This is a genomic window from Streptomyces achromogenes (assembly GCF_030816715.1).
GTDB lineage: Bacteria > Actinomycetota > Actinomycetes > Streptomycetales > Streptomycetaceae > Streptomyces > Streptomyces achromogenes_A.
The window spans coordinates 4,562,069-4,584,539 of the sequence record NZ_JAUSYH010000001.1; the positions used below are offsets into that span (position 1 = coordinate 4,562,069).

A 22,471-nucleotide genomic window follows, 5' to 3' on the forward strand; every position below is an offset into this window, starting at 1 on the left:
ACCGGATGCCCGGAGCGGACCGCATACTCGTGGGGTGACCTCGAACGAGTCCGCCGTCTACGACGCCGTCGTGCTGGCCGGCGGCGGCGCCCGCAGGCTGGGCGGCGCCGACAAACCGGGTGTGCGGGTGGGTGGGCGCGCGCTGCTGGACCGGGTGCTCGGAGCCTGTGCCGACGCGCGCGCCACCGTCGTCGTCGCCGAGCCCCGCCCCACCGCCCGGCCGGTGCGTTGGGCGCGCGAGGACCCGCCCGGGGCGGGTCCCGTCGCCGCGCTCGACGCCGGGCTGCGCCACACCGCGGCGGACGACGTCCTCGTCCTCTCCGCCGATCTGCCGTTCCTCACCGCGGACACCGTGCGGCGGCTGCTGGCCGCCCTGCGCGCCGGACCGGGCGAGGGCGTGCTGCTCACCGACGGCGACGGCCGTGACCAGCCGCTCGTCGCCGCGTACCGTACGGCGGCGCTGCGCCGCGAACTGGCGGTGCTCACCGCGGACCGGGGCGGCCTCACCGGGCTGCCCCTGCGCCGGCTGACCGCCGGGCTCGAACTCACCCGCGTCCCCGACCCCGTCGCGTCGTTCGACTGCGACACCTGGGACGACATCGCCTCCGCCAGGGCACGGATCAGGGAGCATGGCCACGTGTTGGACGAATGGATCTCCGCAGTCAAGGACGAACTGGGCATCGACCTCGACGTCGACACCGGCCTCCTGCTCGACCTCGCGCGGGACGCCGCGCACGGGGTGGCCCGGCCCGCGGCCCCGCTGACCACCTTCCTGGTCGGCTACGCGGCCGCGCGGGCCCAGGGGGGACCCGAGGCCGTCGCCGAAGCCGCCCGCAAGGCCGCCGCGCTCGCGCTGCGCTGGGCCCAGGAGGCGGAGGCCGAGCAGGACCGAACCGCCGAACCGACCAGCACAGAACCCTCCGGCACAGAACCCGCCGGCACGGAAACCACCGGCACGGAAACCACCGGCGCCGACACCACGGGCACGGAACCCGCCCGCTCCCGACCGGACGCCGGATGACCCCCGGCGGCACGGGACAGGGACTCGACGCCGAGGACCTCGACGTCGAGGAGGCGCTCGCCCTCGTGAAAGACGGCAACAGCCCCGCCCGCCCGACCGGCGACCACGGTCCGGGACGGCGTGCGAGCGAGGCCGCCCCGCCGTCGCACACCCCGGAGACGGGCCGTCGGGCCGCCGCGCAGGAGCACCGTCACCGGGCGACCGCCTGGCCCGAGGCCCGCGCGATCGCCGCCCGGGCGGCACGGTCCCGGGCTGCCCGCCGCGCCCCCGTCTCGGTGACCCTCGGCGACGCCCTCGGCCTCGTCCTCGCCGCCCCGCTGACCGCCCTCACCGACCTGCCCTCGTTCGACACCTCGGCGATGGACGGGTGGGCGGTCGCCGGTCCCGGTCCCTGGCACGTCCGGGACGAGGGCGTGCTGGCCGGAAGCGCGTCCCCCGCGCCCCTCGCCGACGGCGAGGCCGTCCGGATCGCCACCGGTGCCCGGATCCCCCCGGACACCACCGCGGTGCTGCGCAGCGAGCACGGCCGCACCGACGCCAACGACCGGCTGCACCCGACCCGCGAGATGCAGCACGGCCAGGACATCCGGCCGCGGGGCCAGGAGTGCCGCAGCGGGGACCAGCTGCTGCTCGCCGGAGCGGTGGTGACGCCGGCCGTGCTCGGTCTCGCCGCGGCCGCCGGATACGACACGCTGACCGCCGTCCCCCGGCCCCGGGTCGAGGTGCTCGTCCTCGGCGACGAACTGCTTGCCGAGGGCCGCCCGCGCGACGGACTCATCCGGGACGCGCTCGGCCCGATGCTGCCCCCGTGGCTGCGGGGGCTCGGCGCCGACGTCATCGCCGTGCGCAGACTCGGCGACGACGCGAAAGCCCTGCACAAGGCGGTCACCGGCTCGGGCGCCGACCTGATCGTCACCACCGGAGGCACCGCCGCGGGACCCGTCGACCATGTGCACCCCACACTGCGCCGAATCGACGCCGAACTCCTCGTCGACGGCGTTAAGGTGCGCCCCGGCCACCCCATGCTGCTGGCCCGCACCAAGGACGACCAGCACCTCGTCGGTCTGCCCGGCAACCCCCTCGCCGCCGTTTCCGGCCTGCTCACGCTGGCGGAGCCGCTGTTGCGGGCCCTGGCCGCCCGCCCTGCGCCCGAGCCGTACGCACTGCCGTTGCGGGACACGGTGCACGGGCATCCGCATGACACCCGGCTCGTGCCGGTGTCCCTGCGGGGCGACCACGCCGTGCCGCTGCACTACAACGGGCCGGCCATGCTGCGCGGCATCGCGGCGGCCGATGCCCTCGCCGTCGTGCCGCCGGGGGGTGCGCGGGCAGGTCAGGAGGCCGAACTCCTCGACCTGCCGTGGGCAACGGCCGGGGTCGGTGCCTGTTTCACGTGAAACAGGCGGTGTTTCACGTGAAACTCTCCTGTTCGTCGGCGGCCGGGGCGGCCCGGCTGACGGTGATCACACGGTCTCCCGACTGGAGACGGGCCAGCCGGGGGTCGGCGTAGTCCAGGAACTGCTTGCCCCGGACGACGGCCACGATCAGGTCCGCGCAGGAGCGCGGCTCCTCTCCCACCTCTGCCCTGGAGACCGGGCGCTCGATGAGGTCCAGGCCGCTGCCGAGGGTCATCAGGTTCTCCAGCGTCTGAGCCACGGTCGGGCTGACGATCGACACGCCGAGCAGTCGGCCGGCGGAGCTGGAGCTGGTGACCACGGTGTCCGCGCCGCTCTGCTTGAGCAGCGGCACGTTCTCGTCCTCGCGGGCGGCGACGACGATCGTGGCGCGCCGGTTGAGCTGGCGGGCGGTCAGGGTGACGAGGGCCGCGGTCTCGTCGCGCTGGGGGGCCACGATCACCCGGGAGGCGTTCTGGACCTCGGCCTTCACCAAGGTCTCCGAGCGGGTGGCGTCCCCCGTCACCGACACCAGTCCGTCGTCGCCGGCCGCGAGCGCGGACTTGCGCTGTGCGTCCACGATCACGATCTGGTCCTTGGAGATGCCTTTCCCGACCAGCGTCTGCACCGCGTGACGGCCCTTGGTGCCATAGCCGACGACCACGATGTGGCCGCTGGTGCGGACCCGCCAGCGGTGGATGCGGACCTGCTGCCGGGTGCGTTCGGTGAGCACCTCCAGGGTGGTGCCGACCAGGATGATCAGGAACAGGACGCGCAGCGGGGTGATGAGGAGGATGTTGATGAGCCGGGCCGTGTCGCTGACCGGGGTGATGTCGCCGTAGCCGGTGGTGGAGAGCGTGACGGTGGCGTAGTACGCGGCGTCCAGGAGGCTTACGGAGCCGTCCGAGTTGTCGTTGTAGCCGTCGTGGTCGGCGTAGACGATCAGGGTGGTGATCGCGAGCACCAGCAGGGCGATGCTGAGGCGGCGCAGCACCTGCAGCAGCGGGGGTGCGCCGATCCGTACGGGCATCGTGATGGAGCGGCCCGCCTCGGCGTCGTCCCGGGCTTCGGTGTGTGAGCGGTACCAGAGGGACCTGAAGAGGGACAGTCTGACCGGACGTGCCGGCGGTCGTTCGTGGTCCTTCAACCCGTGCCCCCTGTGATGGTGATCCGAACGGTGGGCACCATGGTTCCCGGCGGGCCGGTGCCCGTCATGCTGCAACACGTGTCCATGAGCCCGCAGATGTCCATGATCCCGGAGGTCTCCTTGCGCGACCACACTGTCGTCGTCGGCTTCGGAACGAAGGGGCGGTCCGCGATCCGGACGGCCTGCGCCTCCGGGCTGCGCAAGGAGCAGGTCGTGGTGATCGACCCGAGCGCGAAGGCGATCGACGCGGCCCGGGCCGAGGGCTACGAGGGCGTCGTCGGCGACGCCACGCGCAGCGACGTGCTGCGGCGGGCGGAGGTGCAGCGGGCGGGGCGCATCGTCATCGCGACCCAGCGCGACGACACGGCCGTGCTGGTGGCGCTGACGGCCCGGCAGCTCAATCCCGGGGCGAAGATCGTGGCGGCGGTCCGCGAGGAGGAGAACGCGCCGCTGCTCCGGCAGTCCGGCGCGGACGAGGTCATCACCAGTGCCGGCGCGGCCGGTCGGCTGCTCGGCCTGTCCGTGCTCAGCCCGGCGGCGGGCAGCGTCATGGAGGACCTCATCCGGCAGGGCGACGGGCTCGACCTCGTGGAACGGCCCGTGACCAAGGCCGAGGTCGGCCGGGGTCCGCGGGAGACGGCCGACCTGGTGGTGAGCGTCGTCCGCGGCCACCGGGTGCTCGCCTACGACGATCCGGCGATCGGGGTGCTGGAGCCGACGGACCGGCTGGTCGCGATCGTGCGGATCGGCCCGGGCCCGGACCGGGCCCCGCTCGGGACGCCGGGCATGCCGGGCGTCCCGCCGCTCCCGCCGGCCTGAGGCGGGCCGGCGGGAGGCGCGGCGGTCGCGCGGCTGTGGGCTGCGGGGCCCAGGGGGGGCGGGGCCGCGGGGTCCAGGGGTCGCCGGCTTCGGTGCGGCGGGACGCCCCGGCGCCGGGGCCGGCGCTGCGACCGGCTCCGGGTAGGTCGCGCTACTTGCGGTTGTAGAGCCGCATCGTGACCGGCCCGAAGACCAGCACGAACAGTCCTGCCCAGCCCAGCGTCCAGGCGATCTCGGCGCCCGGCCAGTCACCCGCCATCAGGCCGCGCACCGCCGAGGCGAGATGGGTGACCGGGCTGTTGTTGACGAACGCCTGCAGCCATCCCGGCATGGTGTGCGGGTCGACGAACACGTTGGACAGGAAGGTGAGCGGGAAGATCACCATCATGCTGACGCCCATCACCGACTTCTCGGTGCGCAGCAGCAGCCCGAACATCGTCCAGATCCACGAGAACGCGAACGAGAAGACGATCAGCAGGGCGATCCCGGCGACGACCCCCGCGACCCCGCCGTTCGGCCGGTAGCCGAGCACGATGCCCACGGTGAGCATCACCACGGAGGCGATCGCGTAGCGCAGGGCGTCGCCGAGCAGATAGCCGACCATCGTCGACGGCCGCCAGATCGGCAGCGACCGGAACCGGTCGAAGACGCCCTTCTCGATGTCGGTGTTCACCGAGACGCCTGTGTACATCGTGATCATCACGACCGACATCACCAGGATGCCCGGCAGCAGGAACTGGATGTACTCCTCCGGGGAGCCGGCCAGGGCGCCCCCGAAGAGGTACGTGTACATCAGCACCATCATGATCGGGAACGCGGTCACGTCGAAGAGTTGTTCCGGGACGTGTTTGATCTTGAGGACGGCCCGCCAGCCGAAGGTCAGGGAGGCGGACAGGGCGCTCGGGCGCGGCGGCCGCTCCTTCATCACGAGCAGGGCGGCCAGCGACTCGGCGCTGACCGGCGCGAGGTCCTGGACGTCCGTGGTGGTCGTGGTGCTCATGCCGCCTCCTCGCCTTCCCGGGCCGCCCGGCTGTCGGTGTCGTCGGCCTGTGTGTCGTGTCCGGTGAGGGCGAGGAACACCTCGTCCAGGCTGGGCTGGCCCAGTGAGAAGTTGTCGACGGTGACGCCGGCCCGGGCGAGTTCGCCGAGGGCCCGGGCGGCCTGTTCGGCGGCGCCGTCCTGTGCGGCGGCGCTCAGCCGGGCGGTCAGCGCCACGGGGTCCGGCTCGGGCTGGACGTCGGCGTCCAGGGTCAGCCGCAGCACCTGCTCGGCCGTCGCCCGCTGGCCGGCGTCCCGCAGCCGCAGATGGACGGAGCCGGCGCCGACGGACGCCTTCAGTTCGCCCTTGGTGCCCTCGGCGATGACCCGGCCCCGGTCGATGACGGCGATCCGGGACGCCAGCTGGTCGGCCTCGTCGAGGTACTGCGTGGTCAGCAGCACGGTGGTGCCCTGGGCGACCACCGCCCGCACGATGTCCCAGACCTGGTTGCGGCTGCGCGGGTCGAGTCCGGTGGTCGGCTCGTCGAGGAAGAGCAGGTCGGGCGTGCTGAGGATGGAGGCGGCGATGTCGATGCGCCGCCGCATGCCGCCCGAGTAGTGCTTGACCTGCTTCGCGGCGGCCTCCGCGAGCCCGAAGGCCGCCAGGAGCTGGGCGGACCGTTCCCGGGCCGCCTTCTTGCCGTGTCCGAGGAGCCGCCCGAGGAGCACCAGGTTCTCGGTGCCGGTGAGGTCCTCGTCGACGGAGGCGTACTGGCCGGTGAGGCTGACCCGGCCACGTACCTCGTCGGCCTCCCGGACGACGTCGTGGCCGAAGATCCGGGCCTCACCGCCGTCGGGCCGCAGCAGGGTGGCCAGCATCTTGACGGTGGTGGTCTTGCCGGCGCCGTTCGGGCCGAGGACGCCGTAGACCGTGCCGGTGGGCACGGCGAGGTCGACGCCGTCCACCGCCCTGGTCTCGCCGAACGTCTTCACCAGGCCCGCGGTCTCGATCGCCAGGCCGGCGGTGTGATCGCTCATGGGGTTCCTTCCGCGTACTCGGCTACGCATGGGGAGACCTTTACCTTCGCCGGAACTCATCGCTGATCGCATGTGGGTTTTTCGCCGGAGCCCCCTGTCCGCAGGCCGCGGACCATGATCGGAGGGGCGGACGGGGGAGGAGTAGCGTCGCCCGCATGCATGCGATCACGATTCCCGAACCCGGTGGTCCCGAGGCGCTGGTCTGGGACGAGGCCCCCGATCCCGTACCCGGCGAGGGCGAGGTCCTGGTCGAGGTGGTGGCCAGCGCCGTCAACCGGGCCGACATCCTGCAGCGGCAGGGCTTCTACGAACCGCCGCCCGGGGCCTCCCGCCATCCGGGCCTGGAGTGCTCCGGCAGAATCGCCGCGCTGGGCCCGGGGGTGTCCGGCTGGAACGTCGGCGACGAGGTGTGCGCGCTGCTCGCGGGCGGCGGATACGCGCAGCGGGTCGCCGTGCCGGCCGGCCAGCTGCTGCCCGTGCCGCAGGGCGTCGACCTGCGGCAGGCCGCCGCCCTCCCCGAGGTCACCAGCACGGTCTGGTCGAACGTCTTCATGATCGCTCAGCTCCGGCCGGGCGAGACACTGCTGGTGCACGGCGGGTCCAGCGGCATCGGCACCATGGCGATCCAGCTGGCCAAGGCCGTCGGCGCGAGAGTCGCCGTCACCGCGGGGACGGCCGGGAAGCTGGACCGGTGCGCCGAGCTGGGCGCCGACATCCTGATCGACTACCGCGAGCAGGACTTCGTCGACGAGCTGAAGAAGGCCACCGACGGCGCCGGCGCCGACGTCATCCTCGACAACATGGGCGCGAAGTACCTGGACCGCAACGTGCGGGCCCTCGCCGTCAACGGCCGGCTCGCGATCATCGGCATGCAGGGCGGCGTCAAGGCGGAGCTGAACATCGGCATGCTCCTCGGCAAGCGGGCCGCGGTCAGCGCGACCTCGCTGCGGGGCCGGCCGCTGGAGGAGAAGGCCGCCATCGTGGCCGCCGTGCGTGAACACGTCTGGCCGCTGGTCGCGGGCGGCCATGTCCGTCCCGTCGTCGACCGCGAACTGCCGATGAGTGAGGCGGCCGCCGCCCACCGCGTCGTCGAGGAGAGCGGCCATGTCGGCAAGGTGCTGCTGATCGCCCCCTGAGGCCCCCTTCAGGACGCCCCGAACCGAGGACGCCCCGAACCCGACACCGCGGGGGCGACCCGCCCCCGCGGAGCCGTGGCTATCCGCGCCGCAGACGCAGCGCCGCGAGGGCGAGGGCGATGCCCAGGCCGATGAGGACGAGGCCGCTGCCGAGCGGCAGGATCTGCAGCACGGGACCGTCGGCCCGCTCCCCCGGGGCGGCCGCCTGCCGTACGTCGTCCCGCGGCGCGGCCGGGGTCGCGGGAACGGCGGCTTCCGCCGACGCGGACGCGGTGTCGTCGGGATCGCCGTCCCCGGCCTCCGCGTCGCCGTCGCTCGCTTCCTCCGGTTCGTCGGGCAGCGCGCCCACGCCGGACGGGTCGTCCGCCGCCTCGGTCTCGTCGGGCGCCCGCCCGGGCCGCTGCCGGCCTTCGCCCGCCCGGCTGCCCGCCCGGTCCGGTTCACGGGACGAGGGGGACGACGGGGACGACGGGGGCGCGGTAGACGCGGACGGGCCGGCGGACCGCGGTGCGCCGGAGTGCGCCGGGGCGGCCGCGTACGACACGCCGCCGCCCGGCAGCAGCAGGAGCACACCCGCCAGGGCCACCGCCCCTGCCGCCGGCGTCCGCACGGGCGTGGCCGTGCGCCGCGCCCGCTTCCGTACGCGCGCCGCCGCGCGCCCTCGATCGCCGGTACGCGTCGCGCCCGACGTCCGCTGCCATGGAGTCACGTCCGTGACCCCCTCCCAGTACCCGGTCGCCGAGGAGGAGACCTAGTCGCCAAGAAAGGACGCGACAAGCCTCACATTCGTGAAATGGGGCCGCATTCCGGACTCCGCCGAACGGGATCGCCGGGCGTCTGTCACGGGGGCAGGACCATGGCGGGGCGGAGCGTGCGCGAGAATGGCCGCATGGAGATGTCGAGGAACGAAAGGTCGCCGGAGAACGCCCAGAAGATCCTGGTCGTCGGCCAGGACGGCATGGCGCTGGGCGGCATCGACGCCGACGAGGACTCCCGTGAGATCCCGGTGACGGAACAGGTCGAGCAGCCCGCGAAGGTGATGCGCATCGGCAGCATGATCAAGCAACTGCTCGAGGAGGTGCGCGCGGCTCCTCTGGACGAGGCGAGCCGGGCACGGCTGAAGGAGATCCACTCGAGCTCGGTGAAGGAGCTGGAGGACGGCCTGGCGCCGGAACTGGTCGAGGAACTGGAGCGGCTCTCTCTGCCGTTCAACGAGGAGTCGACCCCGAGCGACGCGGAGCTGCGCATCGCGCAGGCCCAGTTGGTCGGCTGGCTCGAGGGCCTCTTCCACGGCATCCAGACCACCCTCTTCGCGCAGCAGATGGCCGCGCGCGCCCAGCTGGAGCAGATGCGTCGCGCCCTGCCGCCGGGCGTCGGCCACGAGGGCGGCGACGACCCGCGCGCGGGCGGCCGCACCGGCGGACCGTACCTGTAGAGCCCGACCACCCGAACCGACCCGATACGGGGAGGGGCCCGGCGTCCAGGACGCCGGGCCCCTCCCCGTATCGGTTGCCGCGCCCCGTGTGTCAGGACGCCGGGTTGCCCGAGGACACCCGCAACTGGATCTCGGGCATGTCGTCCGGGTCGACGTCCGTACCCGCGGCGGGGAACTGGTCCATGATCGCGCCGTCGCCGTAGGTGTTCTCGTCCACCTTGATGATCTTGTAGTTCCAGCTGGCGGCCTGGAAGCACTGCTTGACCGAGCCGATGTACTTGAACCTGAAGTTCGGGACCTGGATCTTGTCGGGGTCGTTGTACGACTCCTTCGGCTCGGAGCACTCCGTCGCCTCGATCGTCTTGCTGGGGTCCGGTGCGCGGTAGCCCGCCGCCTTGGTCGCCGAGGGCGAGGCGCTGCTCCCGCCGCCGCCCTTGGCGTCGTCACCGTCCGCGTTCGTGGCGAGGCTGCCGATGAGGCCGCCGACCGCCACCACGGCGACCACGGCCGAGCAGATCAGCACCGTTTTGCTCCGGCGGGCGCTGCCCGGGGTCACCGCGGCCGACGTCTGCGGGCTCAGGTGGTATCCGGGCGGGGTGGGCGGCTGCTGGTGGTTGTACGCCGGCGCGGGCGTCTGATAGCCGCCCTGCTGCGGGTAGCCGTAGGAGGGGGCGGGCGTCGGGGTGCCGTACGGGTTCGGGTTCGGCGCGGGCTGGTAGGGCGTCTGGACGTTTCCCTGCGGCGCCGGGGTGCCCTGGCCGACCGGCGGGAACACCGCGGAGCCGACGCCCGCGCCGCTCGCCGTCTGCGCGCCCGGGACGATGCTCGGCGGGGCCGGCTGGAAGGACGCGGCGACGCGCAGGCACTCGTCGCGCATGGCGACCGCAGTCGGAAAACGCTCGTTCGGGTTCTTCTTCAGCGCGCGGGCGACGAGCGCGTCGACGGCCGGCGGCAGCGCCCGGTTGATCGACGAGGGAGCCACCGGCTCCTCCTGCACGTGCGCGTACGCGATCGCAAGCGGCGAATCCGCCTCGAACGGCAGCCGACCGGTGACCAGTTGGAACAGCATGATGCCGACCGAGTACAGGTCGGAGCGGGCGTCCACGCCACGCCCCAGGGCCTGTTCGGGCGAGAGGTACTGCGGGGTGCCGACCACCATGCCGGTCTGCGTCATCGAGGTGACGCCGGACTGCATCGCGCGTGCGATGCCGAAGTCCATCACCTTGACCACGCCGCGCTTGGTCATCATCACGTTGCCGGGCTTGATGTCGCGGTGGACCAGCCCCATCTCGTGGCTGATCTCCAGCGCCGCCAGCACGTCCGCGGTGATCTTCAGCGCCTTGTCGGCGGGCATCGCGCCCTGCTGCCGCACGTCCTCGTCGAGCACCGAGCCGAGCGGGCGGCCCTCGACGTACTCCATGACGATGTACGGGGTCGTCAGCCCCTCGACCTCGTCCTCTCCGGTGTCGAAGACGGAGACGATGTTGGTGTGCGTGAGCTTGGCCACGGCCTGGGCCTCGCGACGGAACCGCTCGCGGAAGGCCTGCTCACGGCCCAGCTCGGTGTGCAGCGTCTTGACCGCGACCTGCCGGTCGAGCACGGCGTCGTACGCGAGGTGCACCGAGGCCATGCCGCCCTCGCCGAGCAGGTCGCGCAGCTGATAGCGGCCGGCGGCGAGCGCCCGCCCCGCGTACCGGCCTTGCCCGCCGTCGTGGCTCATCTTCTGCGTCCCCCGTAGGCCTTCGGCACCGTTGACTGCCGTTGATCCAAAGTGCTATTCCCGGCCAAGTCTGCCGCAGGGCACCGACACGTCAAGTTCGGTGCCCGTTCCGTGACCCTACGAGAAAGAAGCGTCGCGGAAGCGTTACAGCTGCCGTACGGCAGGTACACAGGATTTGCACGCCGGCACGGGGTGGAGGTTGCATGACCCGTCCGTCCCGGACCCGCGCCCGGGGCCGTCCGGGTCGTCATCATGGCGATCGTCCCGGACCGGAGGATTGCGCGGAGGCTGTAGCGTGGCCGACGGAGACCGTGACAACACCGCGCGCACCGCGGGCAGAAACGACGGCGAGGACTGATGGCACAGCAGCGCGCTCAGGGCCCGTCCGACCCCGAGGCGACTGGCGGCGGTATGTCAGATGCGCCGGAGAACTGGGGCAACGGAGGGCTCGTCGGGGACGGCCGGTACCGGCTGACCCGCAGACTCGGCCGGGGCGGCATGGCCGAGGTGTTCGCAGCCGAGGACGTGCGTCTGGGACGCACCGTCGCGGTCAAGCTGCTGCGCGCCGATCTGGCCGAGGACCCGGTGTCCAAGGCCCGCTTCACGCGTGAGGCCCAGTCGGTGGCCGGTCTCAACCACCACGCGATCGTCGCCGTGTACGACTCCGGCGAGGACTTCGTGGGCGGCCAGAGCGTGCCGTACATCGTGATGGAGATCGTCGAGGGACGCACCATCCGCGACCTCCTCCTCAACGCCGAGGCGCCCGGGCCCGAGCAGGCCCTGATCATCACCTCCGGCGTGCTCGAGGCGCTCGCCTATTCGCACCAGCACGGCATCGTGCACCGTGACATCAAGCCGGCGAACGTGATCATCACGCACAACGGCGCGGTCAAGGTGATGGACTTCGGCATCGCGCGCGCCCTGCACGGCGCGTCCACGACGATGACGCAGACCGGCATGGTCATGGGCACCCCGCAGTACCTCTCCCCGGAGCAGGCGCTCGGCAAGGCCGTCGACCACCGCTCCGACCTGTACGCGACGGGCTGCCTGCTGTACGAACTGCTCGCACTGCGGCCCCCCTTCACCGGTGAGACGCCGCTGTCGGTGGTCTACCAGCACGTCCAGGACATCCCGGTGCCGCCGTCGCAGACCTCGGGCGGCGAGTGCCCGCCGGAACTCGACGGGCTCGTCATGCGCTCTCTGGCGAAGGACCCCGACGACCGTTTCCAGACGGCGGAGGAGATGCGCGGCCTCGTCCAGTACGGGCTGCAGATGCTGTACGACCAGGGCGGGCACACCGGCACCTGGAACACCGGACCCGTGGGCATCGCCGACGGCCGCGGCACGCCCCCCGGCGGCTTCGCGAGCACCACCGTGCTGCCGCACGGCGCGGACGGCTCCCACACTTCGCAGATCCCGCAGCCGATCCTGCCCACCGGCTACGGCGGCGGTGACGACGGCGGCTTCGAGGGCCACGGCAACAGGGGCAGCGGCCGCGGCAAGCTGTGGATCCTCGCCGTCTTCGCGGTGATCGCCATCGCCGCGGGCGTCGCGCTCGCACTGAACAACAAGGGGGACGGCACCGGCGGCGGCGGGACCAGCCCGGCGCCCTCGGTCTCACCGACCGCCTCGAACGTTTCCCCGAGCACGGAGCCGAGCGACGAGGAGACCGGCACGTCCACGGGCGACAGCACGGACGACGGCACGGGATCCAACGACAACCAGAACTACTCGCCGTCGTACAAGCCGTCGCACACGGCGTCCTCCTCGCCGTCCCCGTCCGTCAGCGACGAACCGACGGACGACGAGACGGCCACCCAGCCGTCGGACAAGCCGTCCGACCCGGCGACCGACCCGAGTCCCCCGGCCTCGCCGGACCCGACGGGCGGCGCGGACCAGGGCACCACCACCCTCGGCAACCTCGGCAACTGAACGCCCCGGACGCTCGGCCCGCGCGGAACGGCCCGGGGCGGCGCGTCCGTGGCGCCGCCGCGGTTTCCGGTGGCCGCCGCGCAGGCCCGTGCCGTCCTGCGCCCCGCACGGGTGGGCCCCTGACGGGCTCCGCGCGCGTGCCCGTCCGGCGCGGGGCGTCGGCCGGCGGGCCGCGCGGGTGTCCCGGTCAGCCGGTGAACGCGCCGCAGACCGCGTGGTACTCCCGGGTCCACCAGACGGCCAGCGCGGAGGCCGCCGGGAACTGCGGGTCCGCGCGTGTGTCGCCGCGCTCGTAGTGCCAGCGCAGCATCCAGAAGTCGTTGAGACGCTCCCACCACACGCGGTGCACGGCCGCCGCGAGTTCGCAGGGCGCGGCGCCTGCCGTGCGCCGGTACGCGCGTGCGTACGCCCTCGCCTTCGGCAGGTCGAGCGTGCCGTCGGGCCGGACGAAGAAGATCGCGGCGGCGCGGACGGCCTCCTCGGCGCGGGGCTGCACGCCGAGCCGGTCCCAGTCGACGATGGCGGCGGGGGCGTCCCCGCGGTAGAGCAGGTTGAAGGGGTGGAAGTCCCCGTGCACCCAGCCGACCGGCCCGGTGTGCGGCGGCCGTCGGTCCGCGTGCCGCTCCAGCAGCGTGCGGCGCTCCAGGAGGCGGTGGCGGGCGAGCTCGTCGAAGGCGTCGGCGGGGCGACGGCGGCGCACGCGCGCGAGGAGGTCGTCGATGAGGACGAAGGTGTCGGCGGGGTCCGCGCTCGGCTGGGCGGACGCCTGGGGACCGCGCGCCGGAGCGCGTTGCGCGGCGCAGGGAGTGCGCTCCGGCTCGCGCGCCGTGCGCATCACGTGCTCCAGGCTGGCGTGCACCACCCCCAGCAGCGCCCCCAGACGGCCGCACTGGCCCGCGGTGAGCTGGGCGCCGTGGCGGTGCCGGCCCTCGACCCAGGGGTGCAGGGCGTAGACGCGGCCGCCGACGACGGCGACCGTGCGTCCGTCGTGTGCGGGCAGCGGGGGAGCGACCGGGACGCCGAGGTCGGCCAGCCGCTCGGTGGCCCGGTGCTGTCGGGCGACGCAGACGGGGTCGGCGGTGTCGGGGTCGAAATGGTGCTTGAGGAAATAGCGGCCGCGGGTGGTGCGCAGCCGGTATCCGCGGTTGAGCAGACCTTCGTCAACGGGTTCGCAGGCGAGCGCCGTACCGGCGGCGTATCGGCGGAGCAGAGCGCTCAAAGGGGGCGCGTGAGGCATGGACGGTGGTACACATGAGCGCGGCACGCGCCCGATGCTAGGGCACGGAGCGGTCCCGTGAGCTGGGCATTGTCACAGAAAGTCACGAGCTGTCACCCGAGGTCAACGCGGGTCACAGGTGGTCGCCGATGATCACGTCGGGCCGCCCGCGGGTGGCGTCCGGCGGTGTTCGGCGGCGCCCGGAAGCGCCCGGTGGAGCCCGTCCCCCCGCCCGGTCTCACATACTGACTCTTCCCGTGGCCTGGGTGGCCGGGTTAACGTGCCGTTGCTCCGGCCTCCTGCAAGGCTGTGACCAGGGTCCTTCCCGACTTTGCCGATTTACTTGGAAATCCAAGCAAAAACGCAGGTCAGGAGGTGTTTCACAAGTATGTGGAGCACTGGGTAACGTGATGACTGCAGGGCGCTCGCCGGGGCACCTGTCACGCCTGTTCCGGCCGAGCGGCACCCACCCCGTGCACGGGTGTCGGAACCAGGTGAGCCGCTCCCCAGGCTCCCAACGAGCCGGGGGACCCCCAGCCACCCGGCAACCCCGGGGGCCGGAACGACGGAGGAGCACACGTGACCGTGGAGAGCACTGCCGCGCGCAAGCCGCGACGCAGCGCCGGAAGCAAGGCCGGCGGCACCGGCACCGGGCGCACCACTCGCGCCGGCGCCGGGAAGAGCGCCGAGCCCGAGCTCGTGCAGCTGCTGACGCCGGAGGGCAAGCGGGTCAAGAACGCGAAGAACGCCGAGTTCGTTCAGTACGTCGCCGGCGTCACCCCCGAAGACCTCCGCGGCCTGTACCGCGACATGGTGCTCACTCGTCGCTTCGACGCCGAGGCCACCTCCCTGCAGCGGCAGGGCGAGCTGGGCCTGTGGGCCTCGCTGCTCGGCCAGGAGGCCGCCCAGATCGGCTCCGGCCGGGCCCTGCGCGACGACGACTACGTCTTCCCGACCTACCGCGAGCACGGCGTCGCCTGGTGCCGCGGCGTCGACCCGACCAACCTGCTCGGCATGTTCCGCGGCGTGAACAACGGCGGCTGGGACCCCAACGGCAACAACTTCCACCTCTACACGATCGTCATCGGATCCCAGACGCTGCACGCGACCGGGTACGCGATGGGCGTCGCCATGGACGGCGCGGACAGCGCGGTGATCGCCTACTTCGGCGACGGCGCCTCCAGCCAAGGCGACGTGGCGGAGTCCTTCACCTTCTCCGCCGTCTACAACGCCCCGGTCGTGTTCTTCTGCCAGAACAACCAGTGGGCGATCTCCGAGCCCACCGAGAAGCAGACCCGTGTCCCGCTCTACCAGCGCGCGCAGGGCTACGGCTTCCCGGGCGTCCGCGTCGACGGCAACGACGTCCTCGCCTGCCTCGCTGTCACCAGGTGGGCGCTGGAGCGTGCCCGCAACGGCGAGGGCCCCACCCTCGTCGAGGCGTACACGTACCGCATGGGCGCGCACACCACCTCCGACGACCCCACCAAGTACCGGGCCGACGAGGAGCGCGAGTCCTGGGAGGCGAAGGACCCGATCCTGCGCCTGCGCCGCCACCTCGAGGCGTCAAACCACACGGACGAGGGATTCTTCGCGGAACTCGAGGCGGAGAGCGAGGCGTTGGGAAGGCGAGTGCGCGAAGCGGTCCGCGCCATGCCGGACCCGGACCACTTCGCCATCTTCGAGAACGTGTACGCGGACGGACACGCGCTCGTCGACGAGGAGCGCGCCCAGTTCGCGGCGTACCAGGAGTCGTTCGCGACGGAGTCCGACAGCGGCTTCGCCGCGGGTACGGGGGGAAACTGACATGGCGGACAACGTGACCACCAAGAACCTGGCCCTGGCCAAGGCGATCAACGAGTCGCTGCGCCGCGCTCTCGAGACGGACCCCAAGGTCCTCGTCATGGGCGAGGACGTCGGCAAGCTCGGCGGCGTCTTCCGCGTCACGGACGGCCTGCAGAAGGACTTCGGCGAGAGCCGCGTCATCGACACCCCGCTCGCCGAGTCGGGCATCGTCGGCACCGCGATCGGCATGGCCCTGCGCGGTTACCGCCCGGTCGTGGAGATCCAGTTCGACGGCTTCGTCTTCCCGGCCTACGACCAGATCGTCACCCAGCTCGCGAAGATGCACGCGCGCTCGCTGGGCAAGGTCAAGATGCCGGTCGTCGTCCGCATCCCCTACGGCGGCGGCATCGGCGCGGTCGAGCACCACTCGGAGTCCCCCGAGGCGCTCTTCGCGCACGTGTCGGGCCTGAAGATCGTCTCCCCGTCCAACGCCTCGGACGCGTACTGGATGATGCAGCAGGCCATTCAGAGCGACGACCCGGTGATCTTCTTCGAGCCGAAGCGCCGCTACTGGGACAAGGGCGAGGTGAACACCGAGGCGATCCCCGGCCCGCTGCACAAGGCCCAGGTCGTCCGCGAGGGCACGGACCTGACACTGGTCGCCTACGGCCCGATGGTGAAGCTCTGCCAGGAGGTCGCCGCCGCGGCCGCCGAGGAGGGCAAGAACCTCGAGGTCCTGGACCTGCGTTCGGTCTCCCCGATGGACTTCGACTCGATCCAGACGTCGGTGGAGAAGACCCGCCGCCTGGTCGTGGTCCACGAGGCGCCGGTGTTCTTCGGATCGGGCGCGGAGATCGCCGCCCGGATCACGGAGCGCTGCTTCTACCACCTGGAGGCCCCGGTCCTGCGGGTCGGCGGCTATCACGCCCCGTACCCGCCGGCGCGCCTGGAGGAGGAGTACCTGCCTGGCCTGGACCGGGTGCTCGACGCCGTCGACCGTGCCCTGGCGTACTGAGGAGAGGGTCGTGACGACGATGACGGAAGCGTCCGTACGCGAGTTCAAGATGCCCGACGTGGGCGAGGGGCTCACCGAGGCCGAGATCCTCAAGTGGTACGTCCAGCCCGGCGACACGGTGACGGACGGACAGGTGGTGTGCGAGGTCGAGACGGCCAAGGCCGCCGTCGAACTGCCCATCCCCTACGACGGGGTGGTGCGCGAGCTGCGCTTCCCCGAGGGCGCCACGGTCGACGTGGGCATGTCGATCATCGCGGTCGACGTGGCGGGCGGGACGGGCGGCGCCGGATCGCCGGCCGCCCCGGCCGCCGCCGCGGTCGCCGAGGTGCCGGCGCAGGCCGCCGTGCAGACGCCGGCGGCCCCGGAGGAGCGGCCCGAGGCGCAGCCGGCGCCGAAGCCGGCCGGCTCGGGCCGTCAGCCGGTGCTCGTGGGGTACGGCGTGGCCGCGTCCTCCACCAAGCGCCGCCCGCGCAAGGGCCCGGAGATCACGGTCGCGCGCGTCCCGGACACGCTCCAGGCCGAGCTGAACGGCCACGGCGCGGCGTCGGGCGTGAAGGAGCGGCCGCTCGCCAAGCCGCCGGTCCGCAAGCTCGCCAAGGACCTGGGCGTCGACCTCGCCACGGTGGTCCCGTCCGGCCCGGACGGCGTCATCACCCGTGAGGACGTCCACGCCGCGGCGGCCCCGACAACTCCCACGGCCCCGGCCGCACCGGCGGCCGAGCCCGCGTCGCCCCCGACGCAGGCCCAGATCACCGCCCCTGCCGCCGCGCCGACGGCCGCGCCCGCGCCGTCGTACGACACGGCTCGGGAGACCCGGATTCCGGTCAAGGGCGTCCGCAAGGCGACGGCGGCGGCGATGGTCGGCTCGGCGTTCACCGCGCCGCACGTCACAGAGTTCGTGACGATCGACGTGACGCGCACCCTGAAGCTCGTCGAGGAGCTCAAGCAGGACAAGGACCTGCAGGGCCTCCGGGTCAACCCGCTCCTCCTCGTCGCCAAGGCCCTGCTGGTCGCGATCAGGCGCAACCCGGAGATCAACGCCTCGTGGGACGAGGCGGCTCAGGAGATCGTGGTCAAGCACTACGTCAACCTGGGCATCGCGGCCGCCACACCGCGGGGCCTGCTGGTCCCGAACATCAAGGACGCCCACGCCAAGACCCTGCCGCAGCTGGCGGAGTCGCTGGGCGACCTCGTGTCGACGGCGCGGGAGGGGAAGACCTCCCCCGCCGCCATGCAGGGCGGCACGGTGACCATCACCAACGTCGGTGTCTTCGGCGTCGACACCGGCACGCCGATCCTGAACCCCGGCGAGTCCGCGATCCTCGCCGTCGGCGCGATCAAGCTCCAGCCGTGGGTCCACAAGGGCAAGGTGAAGCCCCGCCAGGTCACGACGCTGGCGCTCAGCTTCGACCACCGCCTGGTCGACGGCGAGCTGGGCTCCAAGGTGCTGGCCGATCTGGCGGCGATCCTGGAGCAGCCGAAGAAACTGATCACCTGGGGCTGAGTGGCCGGCCCCCGGCCGATGGGCCGGTCCGACGCAGGCAGCCGCGCCCCGGACACCCGGGGCGCGGCTGCCCGCGCGACAGGCGGGAAGGGCGGCCGAGCCGTCCTCAGGCCGGCACGTGCACCGCCTCGACCCGGCTCGCCACCAGCCGCTCCCGCTCCCGCCGGTGCGCTCGACCGCGCAGCCGCAGGATCTGGCTGACGCCCAGGGCCTGCAGGACGAAGACGAAGGAGAAGGCGATCCGGTAGTCGTCACCTGTCGCGTCCAGCAGCACGCCGACCGCGAAGAGCGTCGTCATCGAGGCCACGAAGCCGCCCATGTTCGTGATGCCGGACGCGGTGCCCTGCCGCTCGGGCGGGTTCGCGGGGCGCGCGAAGTCGAAGCCGAGCATGGACGCGGGGCCGCACGCGCCGAGCACCGTGCAGAGCACGACGAGCAGCCACATCGGCGCCCGGTCGCCCGGGTAGGCCAGCGTGCTCGCCCACATCACCGCCGTCGCGCCCACCGTGCCCAGGGCCAGCGGCAGCCGCGCCCCGTGATGCCGGGCGACGATCTGCCCGTACACCAGGCCGACGGCCATGTTGGACAGGACCACCAGCGTGAGGAGTTCGCCGGCCGTCGCCCGCGACAGCCCCTGCGCCCGCACCAGGAACGGCATGCCCCACAGCAGCAGGAACACCATCGCCGGGAACTGGGTGGTGAAGTGCACCCACAGGCCCAGGCGGGTGCCCGGCTCGCGCCAGGAGGCGGCGATCTGACGGCGCACGTACGCGGCGCCCCGGTGGGGGAAGGGCTCCGGCTCGTGGCCCTCGGGATGGTCCTTCAGGAAGAGCAGCAGAAGGACCAGGACCACCACACCCGCCAGTGCGCTGCCCGCGAAGGCCGCCGTCCAGCCGACGCCGTGCAGGAGGCGGGCCAGCACCAGGGTGGAGACGAGGTTGCCCGCCATCCCCACCAGGCCGGCGAGCTGTGCCACCATCGGCCCGCGGCGCGCCGGGAACCACCTGCTGCCCAGCCGCAGCACACTGATGAACGTCATCGCGTCCCCGCAGCCGAGCAGCGCGCGCGAGGCGAGCGCCGTGCCGTAGGACGGGGAGAAGGCGAAGCCGAGCTGGCCGGCGGTGAACAGCACGGTGCCGATGGCCAGCACCTTCCGAGTGCCGAGCCGGTCCACCAGCAGGCCCACCGGTATCTGCATGCCCGCGTACACGAGGAGCTGGAGGATCGAGAAGGTGGACAGGGCCGAGGCGTTCACCTGGAAGCGGTCGGCGGCGTCGAGGCCGGCCACCCCCAGCGACGTACGGAAGATGACGGCGACGAAGTAGACCGAGACGCCGATCCCCCAGACGGCCATGGCGCGCCGTCCACCTGGGGGTGCCCCCTCCGGGGGAGGGTCACCCGGAAGAGTGGAATTCGGGCCGCGGGCCGCGGAGCTCATCGGACCTCCCCGCGGGCCAGGTGGGAGAACCAGCCGATGTGCCGGTGCACGATCCGCACCGCCGCGTCGGCGTCGCCGGCGCGCAGCGCCCGGAGCAGCTCCTCGTGCTCGGCGAGGGACTTGGCGATCCTGTCCGGATGCGAGTGCAGCACGGCGACGCCCATCCGCAGCTGGCGGTCGCGGAGCTGGTCGTACAGCCGCGACAGGATCTCGTTGCCGCCGCTGCGGACGATCTCGGCGTGGAAACAGCGGTCCGTCACGGCGGCCGCGGCCAGGTCGCCCGCCGCCGTCTGCTCCCGCTGTCTCTCGAGCAGTTCCTCCAGGCGCTCGATCAGTGCGGCCGGCGCGGGCACGACCTTGCGCGCCGCGTGCTCCTCCACCAGCAGCCGGGTCTCCACCACGTCCGCGATCTCCTGCGCGGAGACCGGCAGCACCAGGGCCCCCTTCTTGGGGTAGAGCTTGATCAGCCCCTCCACCTCCAGGCGGAGCAGCGCCTCCCGCACCGGAGTGCGCGAGACGCCCACGGCCTCGGCCAGCTCTCCCTCGGTGAGGAGGGCGCCGCCCTGGTAACGGCGGTTCAGGACACCCTGTTTGACGTGGGCGTACACACGGTCGGCGGCGGGTGGCTGCTTGACGGGGGCGGGGGCGGGGAGGGAGGCGGGCGGAGCGGTGGACTGCATGCCCACAGGATAGATACAACACGTACGCAACGGGGGGCCGGTCCAGGATGCGGACCCCGCTGCGCGGGCCCGGGTAAGGAATGGATCAAGTAATCGGAAATTCTGCCCGGCAGACGCACAACTTTGTGTGCTACTTACGTGTCACACATGTGCGGCCCATCTCTTTCCCCCTTGAACTTGGCCGCACCGCAGGGGCATTCGACGTAATCGGGGTATTTCAGTTGATAACCGCTATCAAGGGCATTCGAGTCCGCAGGGCCGCCGCCGTTGCCGTCACCGCCGGCGCAGTGCTCGCGACCGGAGCCCTCACCGCGGCACCCGCGCAGGCTGTCGCCACGCCCACCATCGCCGCCAAGACCGGCTTCGTGATGAACAACGCGAACGGTGCGGCGCTCTACAACAAGGGCATGGACACCAAGCTGTCCACCGGCTCCACCACGAAGATCATGACGGCCAACGTCGTGCTGTCGCAGGCGAACCTGAACCTGGACGCCAAGGTCACCATCCAGAAGGCGTACAGCGACTACATCGTCGCGAACACCGCGTCCTCCGCCCGCCTGATCGTGGGCGACAAGGTGACCGTCCGTCAGCTGCTCTACGGGCTGATGCTGCCGTCCGGCTGCGACGCCGCGTACGCGCTGGCCGACAAGTTCGGCACGGGCACGACGCGCGCCGCCCGCGTGAAGAGCTTCATCGCCAAGATGAACAGCAAGGCGAAGACGCTCGGCATGACGAAGACGCACTTCGACTCGTTCGACGGCATCGGCAACGGGTCGAACTACTCGACCGCCAAGGACCTGACGAAGCTCGCCAGCAACTCGCTGAAGAACGCGAACTTCCGCGCGGTCGTCAAGACCAAGTCGTACACCGCCAAGACGATCACCAAGACCGGGTCCGTCCGCACCATGGGCGCCTGGATCAACACCAACACGCTGCTGAGCAGCTACAGCGGCGCCATCGGCGTGAAGACGGGCTCCGGCCCGGAGGCGAAGTACTGCCTCGTCTTCGCCGCCACCCGTAACGGCAAGACCGTCGTGGGCACGGTGCTGGCCTCCACCAGCACGACGGTGCGCGCCACCGACGCGACGAAGCTGCTGAACTACGGCTTCGCCCGGCTGGGCTGACCTCCGGTCGACCGCTGAGCACGCAGAACGGGCCCGTCGTGATCGTCACGACGGGCCCGTTCTCGTCGGGCGCCGCTGCCGGGCGGGGCCGGCTACCGGGTGACCGCGAAGTTCCGCAGGACGGCCGCCGTCAGCTCCGGTTCGCCCTCCGCCTTCACCCGGTCGGCGACCGCGTCCGCCGTGACCCGGCCGCAGGCCAGACGGACGAACGTCTCCCAGTCGAGGGTGAACGCGGCGGCGGGGCCGAGCGCCGGCGCGGTCTCCAGGGTGCCGCGGCCCTGGATGTCGACGCGGATGGTGCGCAGGAACTCGATCGGGCCGTGCACGTCGAAGACGACCGCGGAACTGCGCGGGGCGTCGGCCTTCTCGGCGACGACCGCCGGCAGTTCGGCCAGCAGCGCGTCACGGGCGATGTGCGCGCCGGGGGAGTCGAGGTTGCCCGGCCGGCCGAGGGCGGTGCGCAGGTCCTGCTCGTGCACCCAGACGTTGAACGCGTGGAGCCGCATCGACTCCTCGAGCGTGAGCTCGGTGCCGAGCGGACCGCGCACCACGTGGTGCGGCTGCCGCGTCTCGTTGCGCAGCTGCCGGTTGCGGCGGATGACCGTGTACTCCAGCTCGGACGTCATCTCGGGCGCCGTGTGGTGACGGCGGACGTCGACCTGCATCTCCATGTAGCGCTGGAAGTCGTTGGTCACGTGGAACAGGTCGCGCGGGAGGGTGTGGATGGGGCGCGGGTCGCCGTACATCTCGCAGTCCAGCCCGATGACGTGCGACACGATGTCGCGGACCGACCAGCCGGGGCACGGCGTCCGGCGGTTCCAGTCCGCCTCCACCAGAGGCTGCACCAGCTCGGATATCGCTTCGATGGAGTGGGTCCAGGCGTCGGCGTAGGGCTGGAGGGTGGGATGCAGACTCACGGAAACGGGACCCCTCGGCGGTCGGTACTCGGGTGGGCTGTGGCGGCGTTGCCAGCGGGAGGTGGCGGGTGTCGGCAGGTGTCGGCGGGTCTCTACGAAACGCTAAGTTACGCTGCTGTGAGGCACCCCGGCAGTGCTTTCGTGTGACGATCGTAGGCCCGTGTGGACTACTCGA

At 72.2% G+C, this 22,471-nt stretch carries 18 protein-coding genes and 1 pseudogene; 10 read left to right on the top strand and 9 right to left on the bottom strand.

Annotated elements, in window-relative coordinates; translation table 11 throughout:
* Positions 1-34 precede the first annotated feature (34 nt).
* Complete coding sequence (locus tag QF032_RS20490) at positions 35-1,021, top strand: NTP transferase domain-containing protein (RefSeq protein WP_307044575.1); 987 nt, start codon at positions 35-37, stop codon at positions 1,019-1,021.
* Positions 1,018-2,418, top strand: a complete 1,401-nt coding sequence (locus tag QF032_RS20495) for a molybdopterin molybdotransferase MoeA (protein WP_307044577.1) — start codon at positions 1,018-1,020, stop codon at positions 2,416-2,418. The genes QF032_RS20490 and QF032_RS20495 overlap by 4 nt, the downstream gene beginning before the upstream one ends.
* Positions 2,419-2,431: 13 nt before the next feature.
* On the opposite strand, the gene QF032_RS20500 is transcribed toward QF032_RS20495, so the two are convergent.
* The gene (locus tag QF032_RS20500; protein WP_307044579.1) at positions 2,432-3,562 is read right to left on the bottom strand and encodes a potassium channel family protein; all 1,131 of its coding nucleotides are present in this window, start codon (positions 3,560-3,562) and stop codon (positions 2,432-2,434) included.
* Positions 3,563-3,679: 117 nt separating this feature from the next.
* Between QF032_RS20500 and QF032_RS20505 the strand changes: the two are divergent.
* Positions 3,680-4,381: pseudogene (locus QF032_RS20505) on the top strand (potassium channel family protein); the annotation flags it as partial.
* Between the two features lie 151 nt (positions 4,382-4,532).
* On the opposite strand, the gene QF032_RS20510 reads toward QF032_RS20505, so the two are convergent.
* Positions 4,533-5,381 carry an ABC transporter permease gene (locus tag QF032_RS20510; RefSeq protein ID WP_307044582.1) on the bottom strand — a complete coding sequence of 283 codons (849 nt, stop codon included), beginning with the start codon at positions 5,379-5,381 and terminating at the stop codon, positions 4,533-4,535.
* Positions 5,378-6,397: an ATP-binding cassette domain-containing protein gene (locus QF032_RS20515; protein WP_307044583.1), complete on the bottom strand. Its 1,020-nt coding sequence runs from the start codon at positions 6,395-6,397 to the stop codon at positions 5,378-5,380. The genes QF032_RS20510 and QF032_RS20515 overlap by 4 nt, the downstream gene beginning before the upstream one ends.
* 155 nt (positions 6,398-6,552) lie before the next feature.
* Here QF032_RS20515 and QF032_RS20520 point away from each other — a divergent pair, with 155 nt between their 5' ends.
* Positions 6,553-7,533, top strand: a complete 981-nt coding sequence (locus QF032_RS20520; protein ID WP_307056967.1) for an NAD(P)H-quinone oxidoreductase — start codon at positions 6,553-6,555, stop codon at positions 7,531-7,533.
* Between the two features lie 79 nt (positions 7,534-7,612).
* Here the strand turns inward: QF032_RS20520 and QF032_RS20525 are convergent, their stop codons facing one another.
* The gene (locus QF032_RS20525) at positions 7,613-8,143 is read right to left on the bottom strand and encodes a hypothetical protein (protein WP_307056969.1); all 531 of its coding nucleotides are present in this window, start codon (positions 8,141-8,143) and stop codon (positions 7,613-7,615) included.
* A 279-nt stretch (positions 8,144-8,422) separates the two neighbouring features.
* Between QF032_RS20525 and QF032_RS20530 the strand changes: the two genes are divergently transcribed.
* Positions 8,423-8,968, top strand: coding sequence for a bacterial proteasome activator family protein (locus tag QF032_RS20530; RefSeq protein WP_057578052.1), 546 nt, complete (start codon positions 8,423-8,425; stop codon positions 8,966-8,968).
* A gap of 91 nt (positions 8,969-9,059) precedes the next feature.
* Here the strand turns inward: QF032_RS20530 and QF032_RS20535 are convergent, their stop codons facing one another.
* Positions 9,060-10,688, bottom strand: a complete 1,629-nt coding sequence (locus tag QF032_RS20535; RefSeq protein WP_307044588.1) for a Stk1 family PASTA domain-containing Ser/Thr kinase — start codon at positions 10,686-10,688, stop codon at positions 9,060-9,062.
* Between the two features lie 354 nt (positions 10,689-11,042).
* Here QF032_RS20535 and QF032_RS20540 point away from each other — a divergent pair, with 354 nt between their 5' ends.
* Positions 11,043-12,620: a protein kinase domain-containing protein gene (locus QF032_RS20540; RefSeq protein WP_307060320.1), complete on the top strand. Its 1,578-nt coding sequence runs from the start codon at positions 11,043-11,045 to the stop codon at positions 12,618-12,620.
* Between the two features lie 187 nt (positions 12,621-12,807).
* Here QF032_RS20540 and QF032_RS20545 read toward each other — a convergent pair whose 3' ends face one another.
* On the bottom strand, positions 12,808-13,857 hold the full coding sequence (locus QF032_RS20545) for a phosphotransferase (protein WP_307056971.1): 1,050 nt from the start codon (positions 13,855-13,857) through the stop codon (positions 12,808-12,810).
* Positions 13,858-14,415: 558 nt separating this feature from the next.
* On the opposite strand from QF032_RS20545, the gene pdhA reads away from it, so the two are divergent.
* Genes pdhA through QF032_RS20560 form a run of 3 tightly spaced genes read left to right on the top strand, consistent with a single transcriptional unit; the run spans position 14,416 to position 18,137 of the window.
* Complete coding sequence (gene pdhA / locus QF032_RS20550) at positions 14,416-15,639, top strand: pyruvate dehydrogenase (acetyl-transferring) E1 component subunit alpha (protein ID WP_307044593.1); 1,224 nt, start codon at positions 14,416-14,418, stop codon at positions 15,637-15,639.
* Between the two features lies 1 nt (position 15,640).
* The gene (locus tag QF032_RS20555; RefSeq protein ID WP_306950528.1) at positions 15,641-16,633 is read left to right on the top strand and encodes an alpha-ketoacid dehydrogenase subunit beta; all 993 of its coding nucleotides are present in this window, start codon (positions 15,641-15,643) and stop codon (positions 16,631-16,633) included.
* Positions 16,634-16,643: 10 nt separating this feature from the next.
* On the top strand, positions 16,644-18,137 hold the full coding sequence (locus tag QF032_RS20560) for a dihydrolipoamide acetyltransferase family protein (RefSeq protein WP_307056973.1): 1,494 nt from the start codon (positions 16,644-16,646) through the stop codon (positions 18,135-18,137).
* A gap of 106 nt (positions 18,138-18,243) precedes the next feature.
* Here QF032_RS20560 and QF032_RS20565 read toward each other — a convergent pair whose 3' ends face one another.
* Positions 18,244-19,491 (bottom strand): MFS transporter, encoded by a 1,248-nt coding sequence (locus QF032_RS20565; RefSeq protein WP_307044597.1) that lies wholly within the window; start codon positions 19,489-19,491, stop codon positions 18,244-18,246.
* 80 nt (positions 19,492-19,571) lie between these two features.
* Positions 19,572-20,255, bottom strand: a complete 684-nt coding sequence (locus QF032_RS20570; RefSeq protein ID WP_307044600.1) for a GntR family transcriptional regulator — start codon at positions 20,253-20,255, stop codon at positions 19,572-19,574.
* Positions 20,256-20,476: 221 nt separating this feature from the next.
* Here QF032_RS20570 and QF032_RS20575 point away from each other — a divergent pair, with 221 nt between their 5' ends.
* A complete protein-coding gene (locus tag QF032_RS20575; RefSeq protein ID WP_306950532.1) occupies positions 20,477-21,379 on the top strand; it encodes a D-alanyl-D-alanine carboxypeptidase family protein in 903 nt (300 codons plus the stop codon).
* A gap of 92 nt (positions 21,380-21,471) precedes the next feature.
* Here QF032_RS20575 and QF032_RS20580 read toward each other — a convergent pair whose 3' ends face one another.
* On the bottom strand, positions 21,472-22,296 hold the full coding sequence (locus tag QF032_RS20580) for a maleylpyruvate isomerase family mycothiol-dependent enzyme (protein WP_307044602.1): 825 nt from the start codon (positions 22,294-22,296) through the stop codon (positions 21,472-21,474).
* Between the last annotated feature and the right edge of the window lie 175 nt (positions 22,297-22,471).

Bases quoted from the DNA above. Each gene is read 5' to 3' on its own strand.
- QF032_RS20565 (WP_307044597.1), bottom strand. From the start codon at position 19,491: ATGGCCGTCTGGGGGATCGGCGTCTCGGTCTACTTCGTCGCCGTCATC.
- QF032_RS20555 (WP_306950528.1), top strand. From the start codon at position 15,641: ATGGCGGACAACGTGACCACCAAGAACCTGGCCCTGGCCAAGGCGATC.
- QF032_RS20515 (WP_307044583.1), bottom strand. From the start codon at position 6,397: ATGAGCGATCACACCGCCGGCCTGGCGATCGAGACCGCGGGCCTGGTG.
- QF032_RS20570 (WP_307044600.1), bottom strand. From the start codon at position 20,255: ATGCAGTCCACCGCTCCGCCCGCCTCCCTCCCCGCCCCCGCCCCCGTC.
- QF032_RS20535 (WP_307044588.1), bottom strand. From the start codon at position 10,688: ATGAGCCACGACGGCGGGCAAGGCCGGTACGCGGGGCGGGCGCTCGCC.
- QF032_RS20520 (WP_307056967.1), top strand. From the start codon at position 6,553: ATGCATGCGATCACGATTCCCGAACCCGGTGGTCCCGAGGCGCTGGTC.
- QF032_RS20545 (WP_307056971.1), bottom strand. From the start codon at position 13,857: ATGCCTCACGCGCCCCCTTTGAGCGCTCTGCTCCGCCGATACGCCGCC.
- QF032_RS20510 (WP_307044582.1), bottom strand. From the start codon at position 5,381: ATGAGCACCACGACCACCACGGACGTCCAGGACCTCGCGCCGGTCAGC.
- QF032_RS20530 (WP_057578052.1), top strand. From the start codon at position 8,423: ATGGAGATGTCGAGGAACGAAAGGTCGCCGGAGAACGCCCAGAAGATC.
- QF032_RS20495 (WP_307044577.1), top strand. From the start codon at position 1,018: ATGACCCCCGGCGGCACGGGACAGGGACTCGACGCCGAGGACCTCGAC.